The following is a 25311-nucleotide window of genomic DNA, read 5'->3' as shown; positions in this document are numbered from 1 at the left end:
AGGGCGAGACGTCGGCAAGCGGTAGCCGGGCGTACGACCGGCCCGACTCCGCACCCCGGAGGAATCGCCATGCCCCGTCCCCCCACCCGTGCCCGGCTCGCGGCGCTGGCCGCCGCCGCCCTCACCGCCAGCGTCCTGACGGTCGTCGCACCACCACCGGCCGTCGCCGCCACCACCTTCACCGGCAACGACTACTGCCTCGGCCAGTGCGCCGACATCCTGCCGCCCGGGGAGAACGGCAACGCCACGCTCGCCGCGATCCTCGCCCACCAGGCGCTCGGCACCCGGCCCGCGCACTCGAGCGACCAGCTCGACGAGTACGCCAACCTCGTCTACGGCTACGCCGGGCTCACCGACGAGCAGATCGCGCAGTTCTACAACGACGCCTCGTTCGGCGTGCCCGACGCCCAGGTGGAGAGCACCGTGCAGCCGCGGGCGGACGTCACCATCGTGCGGGACCGGGCGACCGGCGTACCGCACATCACCGGCACCACCCGCTCGGGCACCATGTTCGGCGCCGGCTACGCCGGCGCGCAGGACCGGCTCTGGGTGATGGACCTGCTGCGGCACGCCGGCCGCGGCACGCTCACCTCCTTCGCGGGCGGCGCCCCGGGCAACCGGGAGCTGGAGCAGAGCATCTGGGCCAACTCTCCGTACACCGAGGCGGACCTCCAGGCCCAGGTCGACGCGCTGCGCCAGAAGGGCGCCCGCGGCCAGCAGCTCTACACCGACGTCACCGACTACATCGCCGGCGTCAACGCCTACATCGACCAGTCCATCAGCGCCGACAACTACCCCGGCGAGTACGTCCTGGCCGGCGCCGGCAAGCCGAAGCACTTCACCATGACCGACCTCATCGCCACCGCCGGCGTCATCGGCGGGCTGTTCGGCGGCGGAGGCGGCTCAGAGATCCGGTCCGCCCTGGTCCGGGTGGCCGCCCGGGCCAAGTTCGGCACAGACGAGGGCGACCGGGTCTGGCAGGCGTTCCGGTCCCAGAACGACCCGGAGACGGTGCTCACCCTGCACGACGGGCAGAGCTTCCCGTACGGCGCCACCCCGGCCGGCGCGACCGGCGCGGTGCTCCCCGACGCCGGGAGCGTCGTGGCCGAGCCGCTCGCCTACGACCAGACCGGCGGGGCCACCACCGCCCGGGTCGGCGGCGGCAGCACCAGCACGCAGCCGCTGCTCAGCGGCCTCGCCGGGCTGCGGTCGCACGGCATGTCCAACGCCGTGGTGGTCTCCGGACGGCACACCACCACCGGCAACCCGGTCGCCGTGTTCGGCCCGCAGACCGGCTACTTCGCCCCGCAGCTGCTCATGCTCCAGGAGTTGCAGGGGCCGGGCGTCAGCGCCCGCGGCGCCGCCTTCGCCGGGCTGAACCTGTACGTGCTGCTCGGCCGCGGCCAGGACTACGCGTGGAGCGCCACCTCCGCCGCCCAGGACCTCACCGACACCTACGCGGTGCCGCTGTGCACCACCGACGGCAGCGCCCCGACGCTCGGGTCGAACCGCTACCTGTGGCACGGGCAGTGCGTGGCCATGGAGGTCCTCCAGCACACCAACTCCTGGTCGCCGACCCTGGCCGACTCCACCCCGGCCGGCTCGTACACGCTGCGCGCGCTGCGCACGAGGTACGGGCTCGTCGCGTACCGGGGGCTGGTGAACGGGCAGCCGACCGCCTTCACCAGGCTGCGCTCGACCTACCGGCACGAGGCCGACTCGGCGATCGGCTTCCAGGCGTACAACGACCCGGCCGCGATGGGCTCCGCGGCGGCCTTCCAGCAGTCCGCCGCGAGCGTCGGCTACGCCTTCAACTGGTTCTACGTCAACTCGACCGAGGCGGCCTACTTCAACTCCGGGTCGAACCCGGTCCGGCCGTCCACCGCCGACCCCAACCTGCCCACCCGGGCCGAGGCGGCCAACGAGTGGGTCGGCTGGGACCCGGACACCAACGCCGCCACCTACACCCCGGCCGCCGCCCACCCGCAGTCGGTCAACCAGGACTACTACGTCAGCTGGAACAACAAGCAGGCCAGGGACTTCGGCGCGGCCGACGGCAACTTCAGCTTCGGCTCCGTGCACCGCGGCCAGCTCCTCGACGGCCCGGTGCGCGCCGCGATCGCCCAGCGCAAGCTCGGCCGGGCCGACGTCGTCCGGATCATGGCCGACGCCGCGGTCACCGACCTGCGCGGCCAGCAGGTCCTCGGCGACCTGCTGCGGGTGCTCGGCAGCGCACCGGTCACCGACCCGACGCTGGCCGACGCGGTGACCAAGCTGCGGGCCTGGCAGCAGGCCGGCGCCCGGCGGGTGGAGACCGCCGCCGGGTCCAAGGTCTACCAGCACGCCGACGCCATCCGCATCTTCGACGCCTGGTGGCCGCTGCTGGCCGCCGCGGAGTTCCGGCCCGGCCTCGGGCCCGACCTCTACGCCGCGCTGGTGGACGCCATCGAGGTGAACGAGGCGCCGTCCGGCGGCCAGAACGGCGGGCGCGACGGCAGCGCCGTCTGGGCGGCGCAGGGCCAGCCACACAAGGGCTCCTCGTTCCAGTACGGCTGGTGGGGCTACGTCGACAAGGACATCCGCACCGTGCTCGGCGACCCGGTTGCCGGCGGGCTGGGCCGGACGTACTGCGGCGGCGGCAACCTCGGGACCTGCCGGCAGAGCCTGCTCGACACCCTCGCCCAGGCGGCCGCCGTGCCGGCCGCCACCGTGTACCCGGCCGACAAGTCCTGCGGGGCGGGCGACCAGTGGTGCGCCGACGCCATCGCCCAGTCCGGGCTCGGCGGCATCACCCACCCGCTGATCGCCTGGCAGAACCGCCCCACCTACCAGCAGGTCGTCTCGTTCCCGGCGCGCCGCGGCGACGACGTCACCAACCTGGCCCAGGGGCGCCCAGCGACCGCGTCGAGCACCCAGTTCCTCACCAGCCACACCCCGGACAAGGCGGTCGACGGCAGCCTCGGCAGCCGCTGGTCCAGCAGCTACAACGACAACCAGTGGATCCGGGTGGACCTCGGCGCGGCCCGCACGGTCGGCCGGGTGGTGCTGCGCTGGGAGGCCGCGTACGGCAGCGCGTACCGGATCGAGGTCTCCCCGGACGGCGGCACCTGGCAGACGGTGTTCAGCACCACCGCCGGCAACGGCGGGACGGACAACGTCACCCTCGCCCCGGTCAGCGCCCGCTTCGTGCGGGTGTACGGGGTCAAGCGGGCCACCTCGTACGGCTTCTCGCTCTACGAGTTCGAGGTCTACGGCCGGTGACACCCGCGGCCGGCCGGCGGGCGCCACCCGCCGGCCGGCCACCGGGCATAAGGTCGTCGGGTGGGCGGCGGCACGGTACCGATCGGCCCGGCGCTCGTCGTGGCGCTCACCGCGCTCACCCTGGCCGGCGCCGCCGTGCTGCGGCTGGCCGGGCTCGGCCGGGCCCGGACCGTGCTCACCGCGGCGGCCCGGGCCACCGTCCAGCTCGGCGCCGTCTCGCTGGTCATCGTCGCCGTCCTCCGCGCCTGGTGGAGCACCGCCGCGTTCGTGCTGCTCATGTACGTCGTCGCCGCCCTCACCGCGCGCCGGCGGGTCGGGGCCGGGGCGCCGGCCCGGGTCGCCCCGCTGGCCATCGCGGCCGGCGTGGCGCCCAGCCTGGCCGTGCTCCTGGCCAGCCGGGCCCTGCCGGCGACCCCGCTCGTGGTGCTGCCCACCGCCGGCATCCTGATCGGCGGGGCGATGACCGCCACCAGCCTGGCCGGCCGGCGTACCCTCGACGAGCTGCGCGCCCGGCACGGCGAGTACGAGGCCGGGCTGGCCCTGGGGCTGCTCCCCCGCGACGCCGCGCTGGAGATCTGCCGCCCGGCCGCCGGGCAGGCCCTCGTCCCGGCGCTGGACCAGACCCGCACGGTCGGGCTGGTCACCCTGCCCGGCGCGTTCGTCGGGGTGCTGCTCGGCGGGGCCGGGCCGGTCCGCGCCGGGGCCACCCAGCTGCTGATCCTGCTCACCCTGCTGGCCGTGGAGGCGGTGGCGATCGCGGTGGCCGTCGAGCTGCTCGTCCGGGACCGGGCCCGCACCGGGCCCTGAGCCGGGTGTAGCGGGAGCGGGAAGGGGTAACGGCGGGCCGATGACCTGGGTGGGCAACCTGCGCGTCCGGCCCGACCTGCTCTACGTCGCGAGCGGGTGGAGCACCCTGGTCACCGACGTCCGCGGCGGGATCGCCGGGGCCGACCCGCAGGGCTTCTTCGCCCGCAACACCCGGGTGCTCCGCTGGGAGCGGATCACCGTGGACGGCCGCGAGCCGGTGCCGTTCGCCACCGCCAACGTGGGCGGGCACGCCCAGCTCTCCTACGCCGAGCTGGGCGACGGGGAGGCGCTGCCGTCGCGGGCCGCGTACCTGACCGTCGCGCGGTTCGTCGGCCCCGGGCTGCGCAGCCGGTACACCGTGGTCAGCTACGCCGCACGGCCGCTGCGGTTCCGCCTCGTGGTGGCGGTCGAGGCGGACTTCGCCGACACGAGCGAGGCCGAGGCGGGCCGCCGGCTCCAGGTCGGCGGGGTGGCGGCCGGGTGGGACCCCGACGCGGCCGAGCTGCTGCTCACCTACCGGCACGAGGGGCTGGACCGCGCGGTGGCGATCCGGCTGCGCGCCGACGCCCCGGTGGCGTACGCCGACGGAGGGTTCACCGTCGACCTGGTGGTGCCGCCGGGCGGCAGCGCCGGGGCGGACCTCCTGGTCGAACCGGTCTTCGACGGGACCCGGCTGCCCGCGCCCCCGGCCACCTTCGCCGAGCCCGACGACCCGGCCGCCCGGGCCCGGACCCGGCTGGACGCCGAGCTGGCCCGGCTGTCCAGCAGCAACTTCGACGTCACGGCGGCCTGGCGGTGCGCCGTGCGCGACCTGGCCGTGCTGCCGCTCGGCGAGCCGGCCGGCCCGGCGGCGCCGATCGCCGGCCTCCCCATCTACCAGGAGATCTTCGGCCGGGACACGATGACCGCCTCCTGGCAGGCGCTGCTGGCCGGCCCCACCATGCTGGCCGACAGCCTCCGGCTCAACGCCCGGCACCTGGGGCAACGGATGGACGACTGGCGGGACGAGGAACCCGGCAAGCCGCTGCACGAGGCCCGGCAGGGGCCGGTCTCCCTGCTCGGGCTGAACCCCTACGGCGCCTACTACGGCGACTGGTCCACCGCCCCGGACTTCCTGATCTTCCTCGGCCAGTACCTGGCCTGGACCGGCGACCTCGACACGGTGCGGGACCTGCTGCCCACGGCGGGCCGGGTGCTGGAGTGGATCGACCGGTACGGCGACCCGGACGGCGACGGCTTCCTCGACTACCACTGCCGCTCCCCGGGCGGGCTGAAGAACCAGGGCTGGAAGGACTCGGACACGGCGATCGTCGACGAGCGGGGCGAGGTGGTGCCGAACCCGATCGCCAGCAGCGAGCTTCAGGGCTACTGGTACGCCGCCCTGCGGCACGCCGCCGTGGTGTTCACCGTCACCGGGCACCCGGCCCGGGGCGCCGCCCTGCTGGCCCGGGCCCGGGGGCTGCGCCGGCGGTTCCACCGGGCGTACTGGCTGCCCGACCGGGGCTGCTACGCCATGGCGCTGGGGCCGGACCGGCGGCCGGTCCGCTCGACCAATTCCAACGACGGTCACCTCCTCGCCACCGGCATCGTCCCCACCCGGGTCGCCGAGAAGGTGGCCGACCGGCTGCTCGCCCCGGACATGTTCAGCGGCTGGGGGGTGCGGACCCTGTCGGCGGAGCACCCGGCCTACAACCCGTTCAGCTACCACCGGGGCAGCGTCTGGCCCGTGGAGGCGGGCACCATCGGCCTGGGGTTGGCCCGGTACGGCTGCTGGCCGCACCTGCACCGGCTGGCCGAGGGCATGGTCGGCGCCGCGGCGCTGTTCGCGGAGCACCGGCTGCCGGAGGTGCTCAGCGGGCTGCCCCGGGACGCCGCCCACCCGCACCCCGGCGTCTACCCGAACTCGTGCTCCCCGCAGGCGTGGTCGGCCAGCGCGGTGGTGGCCCTGGTCCAGGCCCTGCTTGGGATGCGTCCGGCCGCGCCGCTGCGCACGGTCCTCATCGACCCGCACCTGCCCGCGTGGCTGCCCGACCTGCGGCTGGAGGGCGTACGGGTGGGCGGCGCGACGGTGGACCTGACGGTGCGGCGCCGGCGGGGCGGGCGGACCTCGGTGCGGGTACGCGGCGACCGGCTGGCCGTGGTCCGCCGCCCGCCCCGGCAGGCGATCGCCCTCGCCCGCCGGCAGGTGTAGTCGGCGCCGGGCGGGGAAACCGGCGGCGCCTGGGGCCGAGAAGGAAGGACCGGCATGGAGAGTCGCGCGAAGTCGATGGGGCATGCGATCCACCCCATCCTGATCGTGTTCCCGCTCGGACTGCTCGCCACCTCGGTGATCTTCGACATCCTGTACCTGATCACCGACCGGACGGGCTTCCAGGTCTCCGCCGCGTACACCATCGCCGCCGGCGTGATCGGCGGCCTGGTCGCGGCGGTGTTCGGCCTGATCGACTGGTCGGCCATCCCGGCCGGCACCCGCGCCAAGCGGGTCGGCGCGGTGCACGGCCTCGGCAACGTGGTCGTGCTGGTGCTGTTCGCGGTGAGCTGGCTGCTGCGCCGGGGCGCCGACAACTGGGACCCGAACGCCGGTGCGCTGGTGTGCAGCTTCGCCGGCATCGTGCTGGCCGGTTTCACCGGCTGGCTGGGCGGCGAGCTGGTCGAACGGCTGGGGATGAGCGTGAGTGACGGTGCGGGCGTGAACGCGCCGAGTTCGCTGTCCCGCCGGCCGCGTGCCCGCGGCGCCTGATCCTCGGGGCGCCCGTCCGGCGCCCGGCCGGGTGTAGCCGCTCCCCCGCCGGGAAACCCGCCCCGGCCCGGTGGCCGACTGGGCGCCACCGGCGCACGAGGAGGGAAGAGCGGATGTGGGCGATCACTCTCGACCGGGACGGGGCGGCGCCGGCCGCCCGGGACGACGTGGCCCGGCCCAGCCCCGGCCCGGACGAGGTGCTGGTCCGGGTGCGGGCGTCCTCGGTCAACGCCTTCGACCGGAAGGCGGCGGCCGGGATGATGCGCGGGTCGATGGACTACCGGTACCCGGTCGTGCTCGGCAAGGACTTCGCCGGCGAGGTCGAGGCCATCGGCGGCACCAGCCCGTTCCGTGTCGGCGAGGCGGTGTTCGGTGTGCTCATGCGTCCCTACCTGGGCGAGGGCACGTGGGCCGAGTACGTGACCGTCGGCGGCGCGGACGGCATCACCCGCGTCCCCGACGGCGTCGAGCTGTCCACCGCGGGCGTGCTGGGGCTGGCCGGAGTCACCGCCCTCGACGCGCTCGACGCGCTGGCCGTCCGGCCGGACGACACGGTGCTCGTGGCCGGGGCGACCGGCGGCGTCGGCGCGCTGGCCGTGCAGTACGCCCGGCTGGCCGGCGCCCGGGTCGTCGCCACCGCCCGCCCCGGCCCCGCCACCGACTTCGTCCGGGACCTGGGCGCCGCCGAGGTGGTCGACTACACCGGCGACCTGACCGGGCAGGTGCGGGCGCTCGCGCCGGACGGCGTCCCGGCGGTGGTGCACCTGGCCGGTGACGGGGCGCCGCTGGCGGGGCTGCTCGCCGCCGGCGGGCGGCTGGCCTCCACCATCGGCTTCGGCCCCGACCAGCACCCGGCGGCCGTCTCGATCTTCGGCAGGCCGGAGCGGAGGACGCTCGACCGGCTCGCCGACGACGTGCTGGCCGGCCGGGTCCGGGTGCCGGTCGACCGCCGCTACGACCTGGACGAGGTGCCCCGGGCCCTCACGGAGTTCTCCGGCGCCCTGGGCAAACTCGCGGTCAGCATGCCCTGACCGGCCCGGCGTTCGAACATCTGTGCGAACATGTGCTGGTGTCGAGCGAGGCCACCATCCTGCACGCCGACCTGGACGCGTTCTACGCCTCGGTCGAGCAGCGCGACGATCCCCGGCTGCGCGGCCGTCCGGTGATCGTCGGCGGCGGCGTGGTCCTCGCCGCCAGCTACGAGGCGAAGGCGCGCGGGGTGCGCAGCGCCATGGGCGGCCGGCAGGCCCGGCGGCTCTGCCCGGACGCCGTCGTGGTGCCGCCCCGGATGGCCGCCTACACGGAGGCCAGCCGGGCGGTGTTCGAGATCTTCCGGCGGACCACCCCGCTGGTCGAGGGGCTCAGCATCGACGAGGCGTTCCTCGACGTGGGCGGGCTGCGCCGGCTGGTCGGTCCGCCCGTCGGGATCGCGGCGGAGCTGCGCCGGGAGGTCCGCCGGCAGGTCGGCCTGCCGATCACCGTCGGGGTGGCCCGGACCAAGTTCCTCGCCAAGGTGGCCAGCGGGGTGGCCAAGCCGGACGGCCTGCTGGTCGTCGCGCCGGAGGGCGAGCTGGCCTTCCTGCACCCCCTGCCGGTGGAGCGGCTGTGGGGCGTCGGCCCGGTCACCGCCGCGAAGCTGCGCGAGCGGGGCCTGCGTACGGTCGGGCAGGTGGCCCGGCTGGACGAGCCGACCCTGGTGTCGCTGCTCGGCGCGGGCGCCGGCCGCCACCTGCACGCCCTCGCCCACAACCGCGACCCGCGCGCCGTGCAGGTCGGGCGGCGGCGCTCCTCGATGGGGGCCCAGCACGCGCTGGGCCGTGAGCCGCACTCCCCCGCCGAGCTGGACGCCGTGCTGGCCGGGCTGGTCGACCGGGTCACCGGGCGGCTGCGGGCGGCCCGGCGCACCGGCCGCACCGTGACCCTGCGGCTGCGTTTCGCCGACTACACCCGCGCCACCCGCGCGCACACCCTGGACAAGCCGACCGCGCAGACCGCGCCGCTGCGGGCCGCCGCCCGGTCGCTGCTGCGCGCCGCGCTGCCCGAGATCGAGACCCGGGGCGTCACGCTGATCGGGGTCGCCGTCGGCAACCTGGACGACGGGCACGTGCAGCTCACCCTGCCGTTCACCCCCGACCCGGGGCCCGCGCTGGACGCCGCCGTGGACGCGGTGCGGGACCGGTTCGGGTCGCGGGCGCTGACCCGCGGCGTCCTCCTCGGCCGCGACCCGGGGTTCGAGATGCCCCGGCTGCCCGACTGACGGGTAGGGTCCGGCCGTGTCGATGTTCCGCACCCCGCAGGTGATCCTGTTCAGCGAGGACGTGTCCCGGGCCGCCGCCTTCTACGCCGGGCTGGGCTTCACCGAGACCTTCCGGGTGCCCGCCGACGGCCCGCCGATCCACGTCGACCTGACGCTGGACGGCTACCGGATCGGCATCGCCTCGGTGGCGTCGACCCGGGACGACCATGGGCTCGACCCGGTGCCGAGCGGGCAGCGCGCCGCCGTGGTGCTCTGGACCGACGACACCGCGGCCGCGTACGCGACGCTGACCGCCGCGGGCGCGCCGGCGCTCGCCGCCCCGCACGTCTGGCTGTACCGGCTGCTCATCGCCTGGACGGCCGACCCGGACGGCAACCCCGTCCAGCTCGTCCAGCCCCTGCCGGCCGACCGGTCGTGAGCGCGCGGCCGCGAGCGCCCCGCCGGCCGCGGTGACCGGCGCCCGCCGCCGCCTCCTCCCTGGGTAGGAGGCGGCGTCTCGGACCTGCGGCCGGCATCGGGGCTTCAGGTCGGGCGCGACGGGGCGGCCCGGCCACCAGCATCTACAGGCATGACTACCGTGCTGAACCGGGCGGCGCGCTGGCACCGCCCCCTGATGCTCTTCGTCGCGGCGATGGCGGCGCTCACCGTCGTCGCGGCCGTCGGCGTGCTGGCCGACCCGCGGGTGCTCACCGGCGTGCCGATCTGGCTCAAGCCGCTGAAGTTCGCCATCTCGTTCGTGCTCTACGGCATCACCCTCGCCTGGATGGTCACCCTGCTGCCGCGCCGCAGCCGCGTCGCCGAGTGGGCGGCCACGGTGATCGTCGCCATGTCGGTGGTCGAGATGGCGGTCATCGTCATCCAGGTGCTGCGCGGCACCACCAGCCACTACAACGGCACCACCCCGCTGAACGGCGCCCTGTTCTCGGCGATGGGCGCGGCGATCATGGTGCTCTTCGTCGCCCAGCTGGTCATCGGGATCGTGGCGCTGCTGCGGCCGACTGCGGACCGGGTCGCCGGACACGCGGTCCGGCTGGGCCTCGGCCTGTCCCTGCTCGGCATGCTGGTCGCCATCCCCATGGTGACCCGTACGCCCGACGGGGCGGCCGAGGGGATCAGCGGGGCGCACAGCGTCGGCGTGGCGGACGGCGGGCCGGGGCTGCCCCTGGTGGGCTGGAGCACCACCGGTGGCGACCTGCGGATCGGACACTTCGTCGGGCTGCACGCCCTCCAGGCGCTGCCGTTGCTGGCGATGCTCCTCAACCGCTTCCTCGGCACCCGGCTGGACGAGCGGACCCGGGTCCGGCTGCTGCTCGTCGCCGGCGCGGCGTACGGCGCTGCCACGCTGCTGCTCACCTGGCAGGCGTTGCGCGGGCAGCCGTTGCTGCGCCCCGACGCGCTCACCCTGGCCGTCGCGGCGGCCCTGGTGGCGGCGACGGCGACCGCCGCCGGTGGGGTGCTGGCCCGCGGGCAGCGCCGCGCGGACGCGGTGGTGGTCGCATGACCGGGACGCTGTTCACCCTGACCTTCGCGGTCGCCGCACCGTTCTGGGCGCTGATGATCCTGCTGCCCCGCTGGTCGTGGACCGCCCGGATCGTCGGCTCGCCGCTGATCGTGCTCCCGGTCCTGCTGATCTACGCGGTCCTGGTCCTCCCGGCGCTCGGCCGGGTGCTGCCGGTGGTCACCGCGCCGACCCTGGACGGCGTCCGCGACCTGCTGGGCAGCGCGGACGGCGCGGCGGCGGCCTGGGCCCACATGATCGGGTTCGACCTGTTCGTGGGCCGGTGGATCTGGCGGGACAGCCGGGAGCGGGGCATGCCGGCGCCGCTCGTGGCGCCGGTGCTGCTGCTGACCATCCTGCTCGGACCGCTCGGCCTGGCCGTCCACCTCGGACTGCGGACCGGCTGGGCCCGGCCGGCGGGCCCCCCGGCTCCCGAGCGCACCGCCTAGGCTGGCGTCGTGGGCTGGGTGGGACGCCTGTTCGACGCACGCGACACGCTCGCGCGGATGCTGCTGCTCGACCTCAGCGGCCTCGGGTACCTGGTCTTCGGCGCCCGGGGCCACCACGCCCCGACGACCACGCAGTGGGTGCTCGCCCTGGTCGCGTTCGGCACCGCCCTGGCCTGTCACCGCCGGCCGCTGGTGAACCTGGTGGCGCAGGCTGCGCTGCTGGCGGTCGCCTTCCCGCTGGTCGACGACACGACGATCAACCAGGTCGGGGCCAGCTGGGCGCTGCTGGAGCTGACCATGTGGGCCGGGCGGCCCCGGACCATCTGGCTGGCCGCCGGGCTGCTGGCCGCGGTCGACCTGACCGACTCGATCGGCGACCCGGTCCGGCGGCTGCTCTCCGGCGTCTTCGGCCTCACCGTGGAGGTCGGCGTCCCGCTGCTGCTCGGCCTCGTCATCCGCACCACCCGGGAGCTGGCCCGGCAGGCGGAGGAGCGGGCCGCGGCGGAGCAGCGCCGGCGGGAGTCGGAGAGCCGCGCCGCCCGCGCCGACGAGCGCAGCGCCATCGCCCGCGAGTTGCACGACGTGGTCGCGCACCACGTCGCCTCGATGGTGCTGCGGGTCGGGGTGGCCCGGCACGTGCTGCCGGACCTGGATCCGCGGGTGAGCGAGGTCTTCGACGACGTGCACGGCACCGGGACGGCGGCCCTGAACGACCTGCGCCGCCTGGTCGCGGTGCTGCGCGACCCCGACGGGGTACGCGGCGACGCCGCGCTGACCGCGATCGAGCCGGGGGCGCTCCCGGCGGCGCTCGACGCGGCGGTGGACCGGGCCCGCCAGGCCGGGATCACCGTGGAGGCCGACGTCGACCCGGGGGTCGGGTCGCTGGACGCGGTGCGGGGCCAGGCGGTCCTGCGGCTGACCCAGGAGGCACTGACCAACGTGGCCAAACACGCCGGCACCGCGGCCCGGGCCCGGCTGGCCGTGGCGGTGGTCGACGGCGCCGTGCACTGGGAGGTGTCGGACGACGGCCGGGGATCGGTGCCGGCCGCGGTGCCGGCCGGCGGCGGCCACGGGCTCACCGGGATGCGGGAGCGGGTCGAGGTGCTCGGCGGGCGGCTGGAGGCCGGCCCCACCGGTGCCGGCTGGCGGGTCCGCACGGTCCTGCCCGCCGGGGGCGTCGCGTCGGACGGCCCGCCCGACTCGCCCGCCCGCCCGGCGGAGCCGGCCGCGCCCCGCCCGCGCCCGGCCGGCCCGCCCGCGCCGGAGCCGGCATGATCCGCGTCCTGCTGGTCGACGACCAGCACCTCATCCGCGCCGGCCTGCGCATGCTCTGCGACGCCCAGCCCGACCTGGAGGTGGTCGGCGAGGCCGACAACGGCCGGGAGGCGATCGCCCTCGCCGCGCGGCTGCTGCCCGACGTGGTCGTCATGGACCTGCGGATGCCCGGCGTCGACGGGATCACCGCGACCAGCCGGATCCTCGCCGACCGTCCCGCCACCCGGGTGCTGGTCCTCACCACCTTCGGCGACGACGACCACCTCTACCCCGCGCTGACCGCCGGCGCCTGCGGGTTCCTGCTCAAGGACGCGCCCCCCGCCGACCTGCTCGACGGCGTACGCCGGGCGGCCGCCGGGGACAGCCCGTTCAGCCCCGAGGTGCTGCGGCGGCTGGTCCAGCGGGCGGTGCACGCGCGCGCCGGGTCGCCCCGACCGGTGCACGGCCTCACCACGCGCGAGCGGGACGTGCTGGACCTGGTGGCCGAGGGCCTGTCCAACACCGAGATCGCCGAGCGGCTGCACATCGGCGTCACCACGGTCAAGACCCACATCACCAGCCTGATGACCAAGACCAACAGCGCGAACCGGGTACGCCTGGCCCTGTGGGCCCGCGGCGCCTGAGCGCCGGCCGGCCTCACTCCTCGATGGCGCCGCCCACCGCGCGCAGGTGCTCCCGGAACGTCAGCGCCGGGTTCTCGGCCCGGCCCGCCAGGTACGCCCCGAACCCGACCTGCGCCCGCAGCGGCTCGCCGGCCCGGATCCGGTCGGCCTGCCGGCGCTCGGTGTCCCGGATGGACTCCGCCAGGTCGAACAGCTCGCCGACCCGGCCGGCCGGCACGAAGAGCACCCCGTCCTCGTCGGCCAGGGCCACGTCGCCGGGATCGACCGTGCACGACCCGACCCGCGCCGAGGCCAGCGCCTCGGCCGGCCGCGGGTCCAGCCGCTGCGGCCCGGTGGGGGTCGCGCCCAGGCTGAACACCGGCAGCCCGACCGACCGGATGTCACCGGTGTCGCGGTGCAGGCCCCACACCACCAGGCCGGCCAGGCCGGCGACCCGCGCCTCCAGCACCACCAGGTCGCCGACGCACGCCTCGTCGGTGCGCCCGTCGTTGTCCACCACCAGCACGTCGCCGGGGGCGGCCCGGTCGATCGCCTCCAGGAAGATGTCGACGCTGCCGACGTGCCGGGCCGGCAGCACCCGGCCGGCCAGCCGCCCGCCGGCCAGCACCGGCCGGACGCCGGCCGGGGCGCAGCGCACCGGGACGGCGGCCCGCAGGCAGGCGTCGGCGACGTGGGCGGTGGTCAGCGCGGCGAACCGCCGGGACAGCTCTGCGCGGTCGATGGTCATGGCCCGACGCTAGCCAGCCGGCCCGGCCCTGGGAGGGGCCAGTTCGCGGCCCGTGGCTCCGGTTCGTCGCCCACGCGCCGGCGCCAGGCCGGGCTCAGGCCGGGCGGGGTGCGCGCGCCGGCGGGCGGAACGGGTCGCTACGGCCGCCGGCGCGCCGGGCCACCCGGGTGCGCCGCCGGGACCGCGGGGTGTGCCGGACCGCCCGGTGCAGGTGCGCCCGCAGCGGCGGGCACCGTTCCGCCTCGCCCGCGCCGGCCGCCTGGCGCACCATCCGGTTGGCGTCGTCCGGGTCGCACCCGGTCGCGCGCAGCAGCTCGCTGTCCGCCGTCCGCAGGTCGGTGATCACCCCGTCGCCGAAGGAACGCACGCCCCACGCCCAGGCCCGCCCGGCCAGCTCGGCGCTCTCCCGGACCAGCTGGCGGGTGCCGGCCAGGTCCTCGCCGTCCCGGCACTCCCGGCGCATCACCCTGACGGCCTGGCCGAGGCGGGTCACGGCGTCGGCCAGCGTCGGCGGGATCGGCTCGCCGTACTGGAGGGCGGTGGCGGAGCGGCGGGCCACCGAGCGGGCGTACAGGATCACCCGCTCCAGGTGTTGCGCGGCGGCGGCGTACCGGTGGAAATGGGCGCGGCGGCGCCAGCGGACCGGGGCGAGGGTGACCACCTCCTCGGCCCCGCTGAGCGCCTCGTTGAGCCGCCCCACGTCGGCGTCGAGCCCGCGCATCCGCTCCAGGGACCGGACCGCCGCGTCGGCGTCCCGGGTGGTCAGCGCCCGGGCGACGGCGTCCAGCTCGGTGGTGAGCGTGGTGACGATCGGCTCGGTCGCCCGGTCCAGCACCCGCAGCGGGTTGACCGGCAGCAGCAACGCCACCACGAAGAGGCCGACCAGGCCGCCGACCAGCGCGTCGAAGATCCGGGGCAGTTCCAGGCCGGGCTCGACCGGGGCGAGGGTGGCGATCAGCACGGCGGTACCGCCGGCCTGGCCGACCAGGGCGCCGCCGCGCCCGGCGACCAGCAGCGCGGTCGCGATGGCCAGGGTGACCACCAGTCCGGTCTGCCAGGACCCGGAGCCGAGCAGGGCGCGCAGCACGTCGCCGACCACGATGCCGAGCCCCACCCCGACCAGCAGTTCGAAGGTGCGCCGGGCCCGCTGGCCGATGGCCGTGGCGATGGTGCCGACCGCGGCGGCGGGCGCGAAGACGTGGGCGCCGGGCCCGAGCAGGCGCTGGGCGAGCAGCGCGGCGAGCGCGGCGGCGAGCCCGGCCTGGACGGCGATCACCACGGTGACCTCCAGCTGGCGCAGCCGCAGCCGGCCGGCCGCACCCCCCTCGGCGCGGGCGTGGGCCAGCGCCCGCCCGGTCCGCTCGGTGGCCCGGTCCAGGGGCGAGCGGACGGTGTCTGGGCGGTCGTCGGCCATGGCGGCGGTTACCCGGCGCGGCGCGGGTGAATCTCCGGTCGTTGCCTGCGGCCGGCGGCCGGGTCAGCGCGGGAAGGTGCGGTCGAGCAGGTCGAACAGGGCGGTCCAGTGCCGCTCGGTGGCCCGCTCGTCGTACATCGGGGTGTCCGCCTGGGTGTAGCCGTGGCGGGCACCGGCGTAGACCTCCGAGCGGTAGGTGACACCGGCCGCGTCCAGCGCCTTCTCCAGGGTGGCGATCTGCTCGGCGGTCATCGACGGGTCGTGGTCGGCGTGGCCGAAGTACAGCTCGCCGGTGACCGCGCCGACGCCCAGGTGCGGGCTGTCCGGGGCGTCGGTGACCACCCGCCCGGCGTGGAAGGCGGCCGCCGCGGCGATCCGGTCCGGGTGTGCCTCGATCGCCCGCAGCGCGTTCGTGCCGCCCATGCAGTAGCCGACGGCGGCCACCGGGCCGGGCGCGACGCCGGGCTGCGCGGCGAGGAAGTCCAGGTAGGCGGCCGTGTCCCGGGCGACCACGTCGGGGGTCAGCGCGCCGATCATCGGGGAGACCTTCGCGAACAGCGCGCCACGGAGGGTCTCGTCGCCGAGGCCGGAGAGGTCGACCAGCGGGGCCCGGCCGAAACGGTGGAACAGGTTCGGCACCAGCACGACGTACCCGCGGGCGGCGATGGTCCCGGCCATCTCGGCCAGCCGCGGGCGCAGGCCGAACGCGTCCATGAAGACCAGGACGGCGGGGAAGGGCCCGTCGCCGTCGGGCCGGACGAGGAAGGCGTCCGCCACCCCGTCGCCGGTCGGCACGTCCACGGTCGTCGTGTGCACCCTCAACCTCCCTGAGCCGCGCGTTCCGCCGTGCACGCTACCCCCGGCCCGGGAGACCCGCACGGCGAGCCCTTCCGGCCGGCCCCGGCGACCGGGCATCCTGGGTGGATGGGAGAGGTGCGACCGATGCCCAGCTTCGGGGACCTGTTCACCGACCTTCGCGGCGAGGACCGGACGCTGCGGGTCAGCTACCACCCGGACCGCGGCGCCGTGGTGCTGTCGCTGTGGAGCGGCACGCTGTGCCGCGGCTCGTTCCGAATGCCCGCCGACGACGTGGACCGGCTCCTCGCGCTGCTCACCGCCGTCCGGATCGCCGCCGGCGGGGACGACGCGGCCGGTCCCGGGACGGCCGCCGACCAGAGCGAGAGCGCCTCCCCGGTCCCCGAGCCGTCCGTCGAGCGCACCGGCGACGTCTCCGGGACCGTCCGCCGCGCCGCACTGCCGACGCCCCGCGTCGCCTGAAAGCTGAAACCGGACGAAGGAGCAGCTTTTTCGTCTTCCGCGCACTACCGTTTCGGTAGGAGTTCGGAAGGGAGGGACGATGCGTCCCGTCTCACCACACGTCATTCGCCACCGCCGCCCCGCCGCGCACGCCGCGCTCGGGATGGCCCTCCTCGTCGCCGGCCTGGCCGTCCCGGCCACCCCCGGCTCGGCCGCCGGTGCCACCACCGGCGCCACGGTCACGCTCGCCGCCGCCAGCCAGCCGACCCTGCGGCAGGGCTCCCGGGGCGCGGCGGTCACCCAGCTTCAGACGCGCCTCACCGCCCTGCGCTACGACGTGGGCGGGGTCGACGGCATCTTCGGGCCGTCGACGCACCACGCGGTCGTCGCCTTCCAGAAGGTCAACGGCCTGGTCCGCGACGGCATCGTCGGGCCGCGCACCTGGGCGGCGCTCGACCGTCCGGTCGTCCCGAAGCCGAGGTACACCCACCCGGGCTACTCCGTGGAGGCCGACCTCACCCGGCAGGTGCTCTACCTGGCCAAGGGCGGGTCGGTGGTGCGCATCCTGGACGCCTCCAGCGGCAAGGCCAGCACCCCGACGCCGACCGGCAACTGGACGGTGCAACGGCGCATCGACGGCTGGCGGCAGAGCGACCTGGGCCTGCTGTGGCGGCCCAACTACTTCTACCGCGGCTACGCGGTGCACGGCGCCACCTCCGTGCCCACCTACCCGGCCAGCCACGGCTGCGTCCGGGTGCCCGTCCCGGCGATGAACCGGCTCTGGACCACCATCCGCATCGGCACCCCGGTGCACGTCTACCGCTGACGGTCGCGCGACGGTGGCCCGGCGGTCGATCGCCGGGCCACGTCGTTTGCGGCGGCGGAGCGCGGGAACACGCCTTCCTCCAGCCGAGAGGGAGGCGTCGAGGTGGACCAGGACGAGTTCATCGGCTCGGTGGCGAAACGCTGCGGGATGTCGTCGGAGCAGGCCACCGCCGTCACGAGGGCCACGTTGACCACACTGGCGGAGCGGATCGACGGCGGGGAGGCCCGGGATCTGGCCGGCCGGCTCCCCGAGGCGCTGCGGGCGTACGCGTTCGGCGGCAGCGAGACCGGCGAACGGTTCGGGCTCGACGTGTTCGTGGAGCGGGTCAGCGGGCGCGCCGACATCGACGTGGACCGGGCCAAGGACGGCGTGACGGCCGTCTTCGACGTGCTCCGCGACGCCGTCGACCCGGCCGGCTACGCGGACGTCGTCGCCCAACTCCCGTCGGAGTACGGCGAGGTGGCCGACCAGACCGCGCCGTTCGTGCAGCGCAGCCAGTGACGGGCGGCGGACGATGAGCGTCGGCGAGGAGGAGCCGCTGCGCCGGCCGCCGGAGGCCGACGCGCAGGAGCAGCGGCAGGACGAGACGGTGGTCGGCCCGCCGGACACGATCTCGGCCGCGGTGCCCGAGGCGACCGAGGCGGACCTGGCCGAGCAGGGCGTGCTGGTCCCACCCAGCGACCGCACCGGCCTGCCCGACGCGGTGCGCGACGACCTCACGCCGGCCGACGCGGTGGAGCAGAACCAGGAGATCCCGACCCCGGACGAGGACCGCCGGGACTGACCGGTCAGCGGTCCGGGCTGTCCGCCGCGGCCATCACCCGCAGCGCGTTCGGGTCCAGGCCGATGCGCACCGGCGTCTGCCCGTAGGGCTCGCCGTCGACCTCGATCCGCGCGGGCCGGTCGGTCTCCAGCCAGAGCTGGCGGACGGCCAGGAAGGGCTTGTCGCCCAGGGTGCGGCGGTGGCCGGCCGCCGCGTTGCGCGCCGTCTCGCGCAGCAGGCCGCGCCGGGTCGGCCCGCCGACCGGGTACGCGACCAGCAGCCGGTCGTCGGCGTTGGCGTCCGCGGTGATCGGGCGGCCGGCGTGGAAGCCGCCGTTGGCCACGTACACCTGGTGGGTGTCGAAGCCGTGCTCCCGCCCCTCGGCGCGGACCGTGACCCGCAGCGGCCGGTGCCGGGCCAGCAGCCCCAGCGCGGTCAGCGGGTACGCGAGCCGGCCGACCACCCGCTTCAGCCGTGGCGGCGCGGTCAGCATGATGTCGGCCGACAGCCCGATCCCGACGTGGTTGGTGAACCGGGTGTCGCCGATCAGCCCCAGGTCGACGTCGATCACCTTGCCGTCGGTGAGCAGGCCGACGGCGGCGTCGAGGTCGAGCGGGACGCCGACGGTGCGGGCGAAGTTGTTGGTGGTGCCCAGCGGCAGCAGGCCCAGCGCCATGTCCCGGTGGGCGAGCAGCCGGGCGGCCGCGCCGATGGTCCCGTCGCCGCCCCCGGCGACCAGCAGGTCCGGCCCGAGGTCGGCGGCCTCGGCGAGCACCCGGTCCAGCTCGCCGGGCCGGTCGACCGGGTACGCGCCGAGCAGCGTGAAGCCGGCCGCGCGCAGTCGGGAGTGGACGGTCTCGTAGAGCCGGCGGCCCCGCCGGGAGTGGGCGTTGACGACCAGCGCCGCCCGCCGCCCGCCCCGGATCGCCGCCCCCAGCTCCTGCTTGGTCCGCACGGTTCCCGACCCTATCCGCCGATCGGCCGCCGAGGCGGAAACCGCGGGCCGGTGGCGCCGGTCAGTGTGCGGCGACGGCGACCGCGACCGGCTCGACCTCGGCCAGCCGCGCCGGGCGGACCACGGTGAGCAGCACGACCAGGGCCACCGCCATGCCGCCGGCGACCACGGCCGCCATCGCCACGCTGCCGTTGCCGAGCACACCGACCAGCGGCGCGGCGAGCGCGCCCACGCCGAACTGGACGGCGCCGAGCAGCGCGGCGGCGGTGCCGGCCGCCTCCCCGTGCCGGGACAGCGCCAGGGCGGGCGCGTTCGGCATGGCGAGCCCGGCCGCGGCGAGCACCACCCACAGCGAGGCCAGCACGGCCGGCAGGCCGCCGACGCCGGTGGCCGCGAAGGTCAGCAGCACCAGCCCGGCCGCGGTGCCGACGGCGAGCGCGGTGACCAGGATCCGCTGCGGGGTGTACCGGCGCAGCAGCCGCACGTTGAGCTGGGTGGCGGTGATGAGGCCGACCGCCCCGGCGCCGAACGCCAGCCCGAACTGCTGCTCGTCCAGCCCGTACCGCTCCTGGAAGACGAACGACGACCCGGCCACGTACGCGAAGAGCGCCGCCATGGCGAGCCCGGCGACCAGGACGAGCCCGACGAACGTCCGGTCCCGCAGCAGCGCGCGGTAGTCCCGGCCGACGGCGGCGAGGCCGCCGTGGCGGCGGCGCTCCGCCGGCAGGGTCTCCCGGAGCCCGACCGCCGCGACCACGACCAGCAGCAGGCCGAAGACGGCGAGGGCCACGAACACGCCGCGCCAGTCCGACCAGCGCAGCAGCGCCGAGCCGAGGGTGGGCGCCAGGATCGGGGCCGCGCCCATCACGAGCATGAGCCGGGAGAAGAGCCGGGCGAAGGCGGCGCCGCTGAACAGGTCGCGGACCACGGCCATGGCGACCACCGAGGTGGCCGCGACGCCCAGCCCCTGGAGCACCCGCAGCACGCCGACCACCTCGACGGTCGGCGCCACCACGCAGAGCAGCGAGGCCAGGATGTGCAGGGCGATCCCGGCGAGCAGCGGCAGGCGCCGGCCCACCGCGTCGGAGAGCGGGCCGATCAGCAACTGGCCGAGGGCGAGCCCGGCGAGGGTGCCGGTGAGGGTGAGCTGCACGGCGGCCGAGGTGGTCTCCAGGTCGGCGGTGATGGCCGGCAGCGCGGGCAGGTACATGTCGATGGTCAGCGGGCCGATCGCGATCAGCGAGCCGAGGACCAGCACGAGGCGCAGCTGCTGCCCGCGGCTCATCAGGTCACCGGGTGTCTCGACGGGCGGGGCGGTGGAGGACTGCGCAGTGGTCACACCTGGCAGCAAATCCCCGACGGCCGATCTCATTCCCCACTCGGGCGAAGGTGCCCCAGGTCACAGCGGATCGTTGAACCATCCGCCGTACGTCCCAGCGGGAGGAGACACCGTGCCCGAGTACCCACGGCCGGCCGCCGAGGTCGGCCGGATCGAGCCGGCGCCCCGCCGGATCCGCGCCTACCTGGCCGGCGAGCTGGTGCTGGACACCGGCCGGGCGCGGTACGTCTGGGAGTGGCCGCCCTACCCGCAGTACTACGTCCCCGCCGCCGACGTCCGCCGGGAGCTGCTGGTCGACGAGGGACGCCGTGAGGAGACCCCGCTCGGCCCCGCGCGGCTGCACGGGCTGCGGGTCGGCGAGTTCGCCCGGGCCGCCTGCGCCCGGTGGTACGGCGCCGACGCGCCGCCCGGGCTGGCCGACACCGTCCGGTTCGACTGGGCCGCGCTGGACGCCTGGTTCGAGGAGGACGAGGAGGTCTTCGTCCACCCCCGCAACCCGTACGCCCGGGTGGACGCGCTGCGCTCCACCCGCCACGTCCGGGTCGAGCTGGACGGGACCGTGCTGGCCGAGTCGACCTCGCCGGTGCTGGTCTTCGAGACCGGCCTGCCGACCCGCTACTACCTGAGCCGCACCGACGTGCGCTTCCGGCACCTCGCCCCGTCGCCGACCCGGACCGCCTGCCCGTACAAGGGCCGCACCAGCGGCTACTGGTCGGTGCGCACCGGGGGCCGGCTCCATCGGGACCTGGCCTGGTCGTACGACTTCCCCACCGCCGCGCTGCTGCCGATCGCCGGGCTGGTCGCCTTCTACAACGAGAAGGTCGACCTGGTGGTGGACGGGGAACGCCTCCCCCGGCCGCGGACGCACTTCTCCTGACCCGGCGCGGCGGGCAGCGGGCGACGCCACGGCCTGCGTAGGGTGGGGCCGCAGTCCGTGACCTCGCGGCCGGCGCCGTCGGGGCCACGTCGCCATCGCCGAACGCGCACGGGAGGAGCGTCAGCGTGACCGCCACTGACTGGACCACGGACGTCGAGGGCACCGGCCGATACGCCGAGGTCAACGGCATCAACCTCTACTACGAGACGCACGGCACCGGGCATCCGCTGATCCTGCTGCACGGCGGGCTCGGGTCGGGCGAGATGTTCGGGCCGGTGCTGCCCGCGCTGGCCGCGCGGCACCAGGTCATCGCCGTCGACCTGCAGGGTCACGGCCGCACCGCCGACGTCGACCGCCCGCTCGACCTGCGCACGATGGCCGACGACATCGCCGCGCTCATCGACCATCTCGGCCTGGACCGGCCGCACCTGGTGGGCTACTCGCTGGGCGGCGGCGTGGCGCTGCGCGCCGCGGTGGCCCACCCCGAGAAGCTCGGCCGGCTCGTCGCGGCGTCCGCGCACGTGCGGTCGGACGCCATCTATCCGGAGATGCGGGCGCAGCAGGGCCAGGTGACCGGGGCCGCCGCGGAGTTCATGACGGACACCCCGATGTACCAGCTCTACCAGCGGGTGGCGCCACGCCCGGAAGACTTTCCCCGGCTGCTCGACAAGATCGGCGCGCTGATGGCGGAGGACTTCGACCTGACCGAGGAGGTCGCTGACCTGCGGGTGCCGACGCTGATCGTCGCGGCCGACGCCGACATGGCGCCGCCGAGCCACTACGTGGAGGTGTTCCGGCTGCTCGACGGCGGCCTCCGCGACGGCGGCTGGGGGAACGAGGGCCGACCCAAGGGCGGGCACGCGCTGGCGATCCTGCCGGGTCTCACCCACTACAGCATCTTCAGCTCGCCGCTGTTCGCCGCGGTCACCCTCGCCTTCCTCGACGAGCCGGCGGGCTGACTCCGGCTCGGCGCGGCGGGGACCGGCACCGCCACCTCCGCGAACCGGTGCACGGCCGAACGGGCCGGCTTCAGGAGGCGGCGGAGCGGATGGCCGTCCCCCGCCGCGCGGGCAGCCGCTCGGCGGCGACGGCGGCGAGCAGGAGCAGGGCGAGCACGCCGAGCGCCGCGGCGGGCGGCAGCAGCACCCCGAGCGGCAGCAGGAGCAGGGTCAGCACGGCCACGGCCGGCTGGGCCGGCGGGACCGGCTGCCCGGTGAGCCGCAGGAAGAGGAGCCGGCCGCCCAGGTAGAGCGCGGCGCCGCCGTACAGGGCGACCGAGGCGGACCAGCTCAGCGTGGCGCCCCCGGCGTGCGCGTCGCCGCCGTGCGCCCCGGCCACGAGCGCGAGCACCTGCTCGATGCCGAGCGCCAGGTAGATGACCGCGGTGATCAGCAGCAGGTGGGTCTGGCTGTAGGCGTCCGCCGCGATGCGGTCCCGCCGGTCCCCCGTGGCTGCGGCGAGGACGCGGGCGGCGGCGGGCCCGGCGTGGTCGAAGTACAGCCACCAGAGGCAGACGGTGACCGCGAAGCCGACCAGCGCCACGCCGAGAACCGGCAGCGCGGTCACCGCCGACGCGACGCCGACCCCGGCGGCGACGACCGACTCGCCGAGCGCGATGATCAGAACCAGGCCGTGCCGCTCGGTGAAGTGGCTCGCGCTGCGCAGCGGCCAGGTGCCGCGCCGGGCGTACGACACGCGTTGCCCGCCGATCTCGACGACGAACGCCACCACCCACAGCACCGCGTGCGCCGCCCCGCTCAGCAGCGCGCCGACCAGCAGCGGCACCCAGCCGGCGACGCTGACCGCCGCGAAGAACCGGATCCGCGCCCGCAGCCCGGGCACGCCGGCCGCCGCCCAGTGGTAGAGCCCCAGGTGGACGGCGCGGAGCAGCACGTAGGCCAGCGCGACGAGCAACGGGCCGTCCAGTCCCGGCCCCGGCGTCCACGCCTCCGGCATGGCCAGCGCGGCCACGAACAGCGCCGCCATCGCGACCAGGAACCCGCCGCGCACCACCCCGACCTCGGCCCGCGTGTGGTTGCCCAACCAGGTGTACGAGGACCAGGCGAACCACAGCAGCACGAGCAGGATCAGCCCCTGCCCCATGGTGGTCGGTGTGGGCTCGGGCCCGATCAGCGCCATGATCCGGGTGAGCGCGAAGACGAAGACCAGGTCGAAGAAGATCTCGAACGGCGTCACGCGGCGTCCGGCCGGCGCCGGAGCGGGCGGGCGTGGCCACGCCGGACGCCGCCGTCCCCCGTCCCGCCCCACGTCGCCGCCCCTCCCGGCTCGACCGACCGCCTCCGCCGACGGTAGGCCGTGCGGGCAACGGCATCAGCGGGTTCCGGTGATTGTCCGCTGGCCGCGGCGGCCGTCGCGGGTCACGCCGGGACGGCGTCACCCCACGCGGCCCGCACGAGGGCCGGGAGCACCACGGCCGCCGGTCCGTGCAGGTTCAGCTCGCACACCGCGTCCAGCGGTGTCTCCTCCGGGTTGACCTGGATCACGGTCCCGCCCCGGCGGGCCGCGACCTGCGGGATCTCGGCGGCGGGATACACCAGGCCGGACGTGCCGACGGTGAGCAGCACGTCGCAGCGGTACGCCGCCTCGACGGCGGCCTCCAGGGCCTGCTCCGGCAGCGCCTCGCCGAACCACACCACCCCGGGCCGCACCAGGGCGGCGCAGCGCCCGCAGCGGGGTGGTGTCAGCCGCCGGCCCTCCCCCGGCTCCGCCCCGCCGTCGGGCACCGGCGCCGGCTCGGCGCAGGCCGAACAGCGCGGCGCGAACAGGCTGCCGTGCAGGTGGATCGGGGCGGCGGAGCCGGCGCGCTCGTGCAGGTCGTCGACGTTCTGGGTGACCACCACCGTCTCCGGGACCCGGGCCGCCATGGCGGCCACGGCCCGGTGCCCCGGGTTCGGTTCGGCCCGCCGGACGGCGTCGCGCCGCCACTCGTACCAGCCCCAGACCAGGGCGGGGTCGGCGCGGAACGCCTCCGGGGTGGCGAGGGTGCGCGGGTCGAACCGCGCCCAGAGCCCGGTGCCGGCGTCCCGGAAGGTGGAAACGCCGCTCTCGGCCGACATGCCGGCGCCGGTGAAGACCACCAGTCGCCGCGCCTGCGCGAGCAGCTTCGCCGCTGCCGCCGTACCCGGGGGTTCCATCCGTTCCCGCTCCCGCCCCGACCGGTCAGTCCCCGACGACCAGGCGGACGTCCACCCGGTCGCCCAGCCCGATTCCCTCGGCCCTGCGCACCGACGTCTTCACCGGCACCACGTACCGCCCGTCCTTCGGCCAGAGCGACGTCTGCCAGCCCGTCGCCCCGATCCGCGCGGTCACCGGGATCATTCCCCAGCCGTAGGTCACCGACGCCGAGGCCGCCTCCAACTCACCGCAGAGCTCGTCGGGGACGGTGACGAAGTGCCAGGGCGCCGGCCCCCGCCAGAACCACACCTCGCCGCTGAACTCCAGTTCCACCCGCTCAGGATAGGCGTCGATCCCGACCGGCCCGGACCACCCGCAGGCCGACCAGGACCGTCCACACCAGCAGCGGGAACACCGCCACCCGCTCCATTCCCCCGACCCCGATGCCCACGTCGACCTGCCCGAGGAAGAGCACCACGCCGGCCACCCCGACCGACCCGAGGACCAGGCTCGCGGCGCGCATCCCGCCCAGCACCGGCGACCGCCCGGCCAGCGCCGCCACCAGCATCCCGAGATTGCCCAGCACGAAGATCAGCAGCGCGGCCAGGAAGTGCCGGTTCTCGTCCACGTCCGCCGGGGCGGCGGCGGCCAGGCCGTACCCGGCGGCGGCGGCGAGCGTGAGCAGCCGCGCCGCCGTGGCGGCCACCCCGCGGCCGAGCGCCGGCCAGGTGAGCAGCACCCCGAGCGCGAGCAGCGCCGCGGTGACGGCCGTCGCGCCGTTCATCGCCTCGTGCCAGGGCGAGCAGACCGGGCGGGGCCGGGTGCTGTCCCACAGGCCGCAGGTCACGTTGCCGAGGTCGCTGATGTTGTTGGTGGCCCAGCTGAACGGCGGCCGGCGCCAGGCCAGCCCGACGATCACGTTCGCGGCCAGGAACAGGGGTGTGGCGAGCAGCCAGCAGGCGGCGCCGAGACGGTCACGATCCATGCGCCCAGTCCAGCGCGCGGGGACGGCCGGCGCACTGGGCGTGGCGGGCCGGAACAGGGTAGGGCCAGGCATACCCGGGGAGTGGGTCCAGACGGCTGGGCTGCCCGGACACCGCGTGGCTAG

26 protein-coding genes are annotated in these 25311 nt (G+C 76.0%); 17 read left to right on the top strand and 9 right to left on the bottom strand.

Annotation, left to right across the window (positions count from 1 at the left end):
* The first annotated feature begins 69 nt into the window (after positions 1-69).
* The 11 genes from IEY96_RS23560 to IEY96_RS23510 all read left to right on the top strand — a co-directional run bounded on the left by IEY96_RS23560 (position 70) and on the right by IEY96_RS23510 (position 12910).
* Entirely contained in the window at positions 70-3261 is a 3192-nt protein-coding gene (locus IEY96_RS23560) for a penicillin acylase family protein (RefSeq protein ID WP_189196982.1), read from the top strand.
* Between the two features lie 60 nt (positions 3262-3321).
* Positions 3322-4068 carry an ABC transporter permease gene (locus IEY96_RS23555; protein ID WP_189196981.1) on the top strand — a complete coding sequence of 249 codons (747 nt, stop codon included), beginning with the start codon at positions 3322-3324 and terminating at the stop codon, positions 4066-4068.
* Positions 4069-4108: 40 nt separating this feature from the next.
* Positions 4109-6259 carry an amylo-alpha-1,6-glucosidase gene (locus IEY96_RS23550; protein WP_189196980.1) on the top strand — a complete coding sequence of 717 codons (2151 nt, stop codon included), beginning with the start codon at positions 4109-4111 and terminating at the stop codon, positions 6257-6259.
* A gap of 54 nt (positions 6260-6313) precedes the next feature.
* Entirely contained in the window at positions 6314-6808 is a 495-nt protein-coding gene (locus IEY96_RS23545) for a DUF2231 domain-containing protein (RefSeq protein ID WP_189196979.1), read from the top strand.
* Positions 6809-6921: 113 nt separating this feature from the next.
* Positions 6922-7839 carry an NADP-dependent oxidoreductase gene (locus IEY96_RS23540; RefSeq protein ID WP_189196978.1) on the top strand — a complete coding sequence of 306 codons (918 nt, stop codon included), beginning with the start codon at positions 6922-6924 and terminating at the stop codon, positions 7837-7839.
* Between the two features lie 38 nt (positions 7840-7877).
* Complete coding sequence (gene dinB / locus IEY96_RS23535; RefSeq protein ID WP_189196977.1) at positions 7878-9065, top strand: DNA polymerase IV; 1188 nt, start codon at positions 7878-7880, stop codon at positions 9063-9065.
* 22 nt (positions 9066-9087) lie between these two features.
* Positions 9088-9483 carry a VOC family protein gene (locus tag IEY96_RS23530; RefSeq protein WP_229791848.1) on the top strand — a complete coding sequence of 132 codons (396 nt, stop codon included), beginning with the start codon at positions 9088-9090 and terminating at the stop codon, positions 9481-9483.
* A 150-nt stretch (positions 9484-9633) separates the two neighbouring features.
* Positions 9634-10566: a hypothetical protein gene (locus IEY96_RS23525; protein WP_189196975.1), complete on the top strand. Its 933-nt coding sequence runs from the start codon at positions 9634-9636 to the stop codon at positions 10564-10566.
* The gene (locus IEY96_RS23520; protein ID WP_189196974.1) at positions 10563-11012 is read left to right on the top strand and encodes an ABA4-like family protein; all 450 of its coding nucleotides are present in this window, start codon (positions 10563-10565) and stop codon (positions 11010-11012) included. Before IEY96_RS23525 ends, IEY96_RS23520 begins: the two co-directional genes overlap by 4 nt.
* A 9-nt stretch (positions 11013-11021) precedes the next feature.
* On the top strand, positions 11022-12287 hold the full coding sequence (locus IEY96_RS23515; RefSeq protein WP_189196973.1) for a sensor histidine kinase: 1266 nt from the start codon (positions 11022-11024) through the stop codon (positions 12285-12287).
* A complete protein-coding gene (locus tag IEY96_RS23510) occupies positions 12284-12910 on the top strand; it encodes a response regulator (RefSeq protein ID WP_189196972.1) in 627 nt (208 codons plus the stop codon). The genes IEY96_RS23515 and IEY96_RS23510 overlap by 4 nt, the downstream gene beginning before the upstream one ends.
* Before the next feature lie 13 nt (positions 12911-12923).
* On the opposite strand, the gene IEY96_RS23505 is transcribed toward IEY96_RS23510, so the two are convergent.
* From IEY96_RS23505 to IEY96_RS23495, 3 genes are all read right to left on the bottom strand, one after another.
* On the bottom strand, positions 12924-13637 hold the full coding sequence (locus tag IEY96_RS23505) for an RraA family protein (RefSeq protein ID WP_189196971.1): 714 nt from the start codon (positions 13635-13637) through the stop codon (positions 12924-12926).
* Between the two features lie 94 nt (positions 13638-13731).
* Positions 13732-15051 carry an FUSC family protein gene (locus IEY96_RS23500; RefSeq protein WP_189196970.1) on the bottom strand — a complete coding sequence of 440 codons (1320 nt, stop codon included), beginning with the start codon at positions 15049-15051 and terminating at the stop codon, positions 13732-13734.
* Between the two features lie 63 nt (positions 15052-15114).
* Positions 15115-15867 carry a dienelactone hydrolase family protein gene (locus tag IEY96_RS23495; protein ID WP_189196969.1) on the bottom strand — a complete coding sequence of 251 codons (753 nt, stop codon included), beginning with the start codon at positions 15865-15867 and terminating at the stop codon, positions 15115-15117.
* A gap of 126 nt (positions 15868-15993) precedes the next feature.
* Between IEY96_RS23495 and IEY96_RS23490 the strand changes: the two genes are divergently transcribed.
* The 4 genes from IEY96_RS23490 (at position 15994) to IEY96_RS23475 (ending at position 17918) form a co-directional block, all read left to right on the top strand.
* Positions 15994-16329, top strand: a complete 336-nt coding sequence (locus IEY96_RS23490) for a hypothetical protein (protein ID WP_189196968.1) — start codon at positions 15994-15996, stop codon at positions 16327-16329.
* Positions 16330-16408: 79 nt separating this feature from the next.
* Positions 16409-17134: a L,D-transpeptidase family protein gene (locus tag IEY96_RS23485; protein ID WP_189196967.1), complete on the top strand. Its 726-nt coding sequence runs from the start codon at positions 16409-16411 to the stop codon at positions 17132-17134.
* A 102-nt stretch (positions 17135-17236) separates the two neighbouring features.
* Positions 17237-17635, top strand: a complete 399-nt coding sequence (locus IEY96_RS23480; protein ID WP_189196966.1) for a DUF2267 domain-containing protein — start codon at positions 17237-17239, stop codon at positions 17633-17635.
* A gap of 13 nt (positions 17636-17648) precedes the next feature.
* On the top strand, positions 17649-17918 hold the full coding sequence (locus IEY96_RS23475) for a hypothetical protein (RefSeq protein WP_189196965.1): 270 nt from the start codon (positions 17649-17651) through the stop codon (positions 17916-17918).
* A 4-nt stretch (positions 17919-17922) separates the two neighbouring features.
* Here the strand turns inward: IEY96_RS23475 and IEY96_RS23470 are convergent, their stop codons facing one another.
* The gene (locus IEY96_RS23470) at positions 17923-18852 is read right to left on the bottom strand and encodes a diacylglycerol/lipid kinase family protein (RefSeq protein ID WP_189196964.1); all 930 of its coding nucleotides are present in this window, start codon (positions 18850-18852) and stop codon (positions 17923-17925) included.
* 61 nt (positions 18853-18913) lie between these two features.
* The gene (locus IEY96_RS23465; protein WP_189197086.1) at positions 18914-20137 is read right to left on the bottom strand and encodes a multidrug effflux MFS transporter; all 1224 of its coding nucleotides are present in this window, start codon (positions 20135-20137) and stop codon (positions 18914-18916) included.
* 166 nt (positions 20138-20303) lie between these two features.
* Between IEY96_RS23465 and IEY96_RS23460 the strand changes: the two genes are divergently transcribed.
* Together IEY96_RS23460 and IEY96_RS23455 are read left to right on the top strand one after the other, a co-directional pair.
* Positions 20304-21068, top strand: a complete 765-nt coding sequence (locus IEY96_RS23460) for a DUF427 domain-containing protein (RefSeq protein ID WP_189196963.1) — start codon at positions 20304-20306, stop codon at positions 21066-21068.
* Positions 21069-21256: 188 nt separating this feature from the next.
* Positions 21257-22027: an alpha/beta fold hydrolase gene (locus tag IEY96_RS23455; RefSeq protein ID WP_229791847.1), complete on the top strand. Its 771-nt coding sequence runs from the start codon at positions 21257-21259 to the stop codon at positions 22025-22027.
* 70 nt (positions 22028-22097) lie between these two features.
* Here IEY96_RS23455 and IEY96_RS23450 read toward each other — a convergent pair whose 3' ends face one another.
* From IEY96_RS23450 to IEY96_RS23435, 4 genes are all read right to left on the bottom strand, one after another.
* A complete protein-coding gene (locus IEY96_RS23450; RefSeq protein ID WP_229791830.1) occupies positions 22098-23264 on the bottom strand; it encodes a low temperature requirement protein A in 1167 nt (388 codons plus the stop codon).
* 182 nt (positions 23265-23446) lie between these two features.
* Complete coding sequence (locus IEY96_RS23445; RefSeq protein ID WP_189196960.1) at positions 23447-24223, bottom strand: SIR2 family NAD-dependent protein deacylase; 777 nt, start codon at positions 24221-24223, stop codon at positions 23447-23449.
* 25 nt (positions 24224-24248) lie between these two features.
* Complete coding sequence (locus tag IEY96_RS23440) at positions 24249-24536, bottom strand: DUF1905 domain-containing protein (RefSeq protein WP_189196959.1); 288 nt, start codon at positions 24534-24536, stop codon at positions 24249-24251.
* A gap of 4 nt (positions 24537-24540) precedes the next feature.
* Entirely contained in the window at positions 24541-25188 is a 648-nt protein-coding gene (locus IEY96_RS23435; RefSeq protein ID WP_189196958.1) for a DUF998 domain-containing protein, read from the bottom strand.
* Positions 25189-25311 lie beyond the last annotated feature (123 nt).

The sequence above is a fragment of the Micromonospora fulviviridis genome (assembly GCF_014648395.1).
In the GTDB taxonomy this organism is placed as follows: domain Bacteria; phylum Actinomycetota; class Actinomycetes; order Mycobacteriales; family Micromonosporaceae; genus Micromonospora; species Micromonospora fulviviridis.
Note: the sequence above shows the minus strand (reverse complement) of the source record. Positions and strands in the feature narration are given on the sequence as shown.

Excerpts from the sequence above, each read along its gene's own strand:
- IEY96_RS23550 (WP_189196980.1), top strand. The coding sequence starts at position 4,109 with ATGACCTGGGTGGGCAACCTGCGCGTCCGGCCCGACCTGCTCTACGTC.
- IEY96_RS23485 (WP_189196967.1), top strand. The coding sequence starts at position 16,409 with ATGCGTCCCGTCTCACCACACGTCATTCGCCACCGCCGCCCCGCCGCG.
- IEY96_RS23490 (WP_189196968.1), top strand. The coding sequence starts at position 15,994 with ATGCCCAGCTTCGGGGACCTGTTCACCGACCTTCGCGGCGAGGACCGG.
- IEY96_RS23540 (WP_189196978.1), top strand. The coding sequence starts at position 6,922 with ATGTGGGCGATCACTCTCGACCGGGACGGGGCGGCGCCGGCCGCCCGG.
- IEY96_RS23500 (WP_189196970.1), bottom strand. The coding sequence starts at position 15,051 with ATGGCCGACGACCGCCCAGACACCGTCCGCTCGCCCCTGGACCGGGCC.
- IEY96_RS23545 (WP_189196979.1), top strand. The coding sequence starts at position 6,314 with ATGGAGAGTCGCGCGAAGTCGATGGGGCATGCGATCCACCCCATCCTG.
- IEY96_RS23465 (WP_189197086.1), bottom strand. The coding sequence starts at position 20,137 with ATGAGCCGCGGGCAGCAGCTGCGCCTCGTGCTGGTCCTCGGCTCGCTG.
- IEY96_RS23520 (WP_189196974.1), top strand. The coding sequence starts at position 10,563 with ATGACCGGGACGCTGTTCACCCTGACCTTCGCGGTCGCCGCACCGTTC.
- IEY96_RS23560 (WP_189196982.1), top strand. The coding sequence starts at position 70 with ATGCCCCGTCCCCCCACCCGTGCCCGGCTCGCGGCGCTGGCCGCCGCC.
- IEY96_RS23445 (WP_189196960.1), bottom strand. The coding sequence starts at position 24,223 with ATGGAACCCCCGGGTACGGCGGCAGCGGCGAAGCTGCTCGCGCAGGCG.
- IEY96_RS23510 (WP_189196972.1), top strand. The coding sequence starts at position 12,284 with ATGATCCGCGTCCTGCTGGTCGACGACCAGCACCTCATCCGCGCCGGC.
- IEY96_RS23435 (WP_189196958.1), bottom strand. The coding sequence starts at position 25,188 with ATGGATCGTGACCGTCTCGGCGCCGCCTGCTGGCTGCTCGCCACACCC.
- IEY96_RS23505 (WP_189196971.1), bottom strand. The coding sequence starts at position 13,637 with ATGACCATCGACCGCGCAGAGCTGTCCCGGCGGTTCGCCGCGCTGACC.
- IEY96_RS23530 (WP_229791848.1), top strand. The coding sequence starts at position 9,088 with ATGTTCCGCACCCCGCAGGTGATCCTGTTCAGCGAGGACGTGTCCCGG.
- IEY96_RS23525 (WP_189196975.1), top strand. The coding sequence starts at position 9,634 with ATGACTACCGTGCTGAACCGGGCGGCGCGCTGGCACCGCCCCCTGATG.
- IEY96_RS23475 (WP_189196965.1), top strand. The coding sequence starts at position 17,649 with ATGAGCGTCGGCGAGGAGGAGCCGCTGCGCCGGCCGCCGGAGGCCGAC.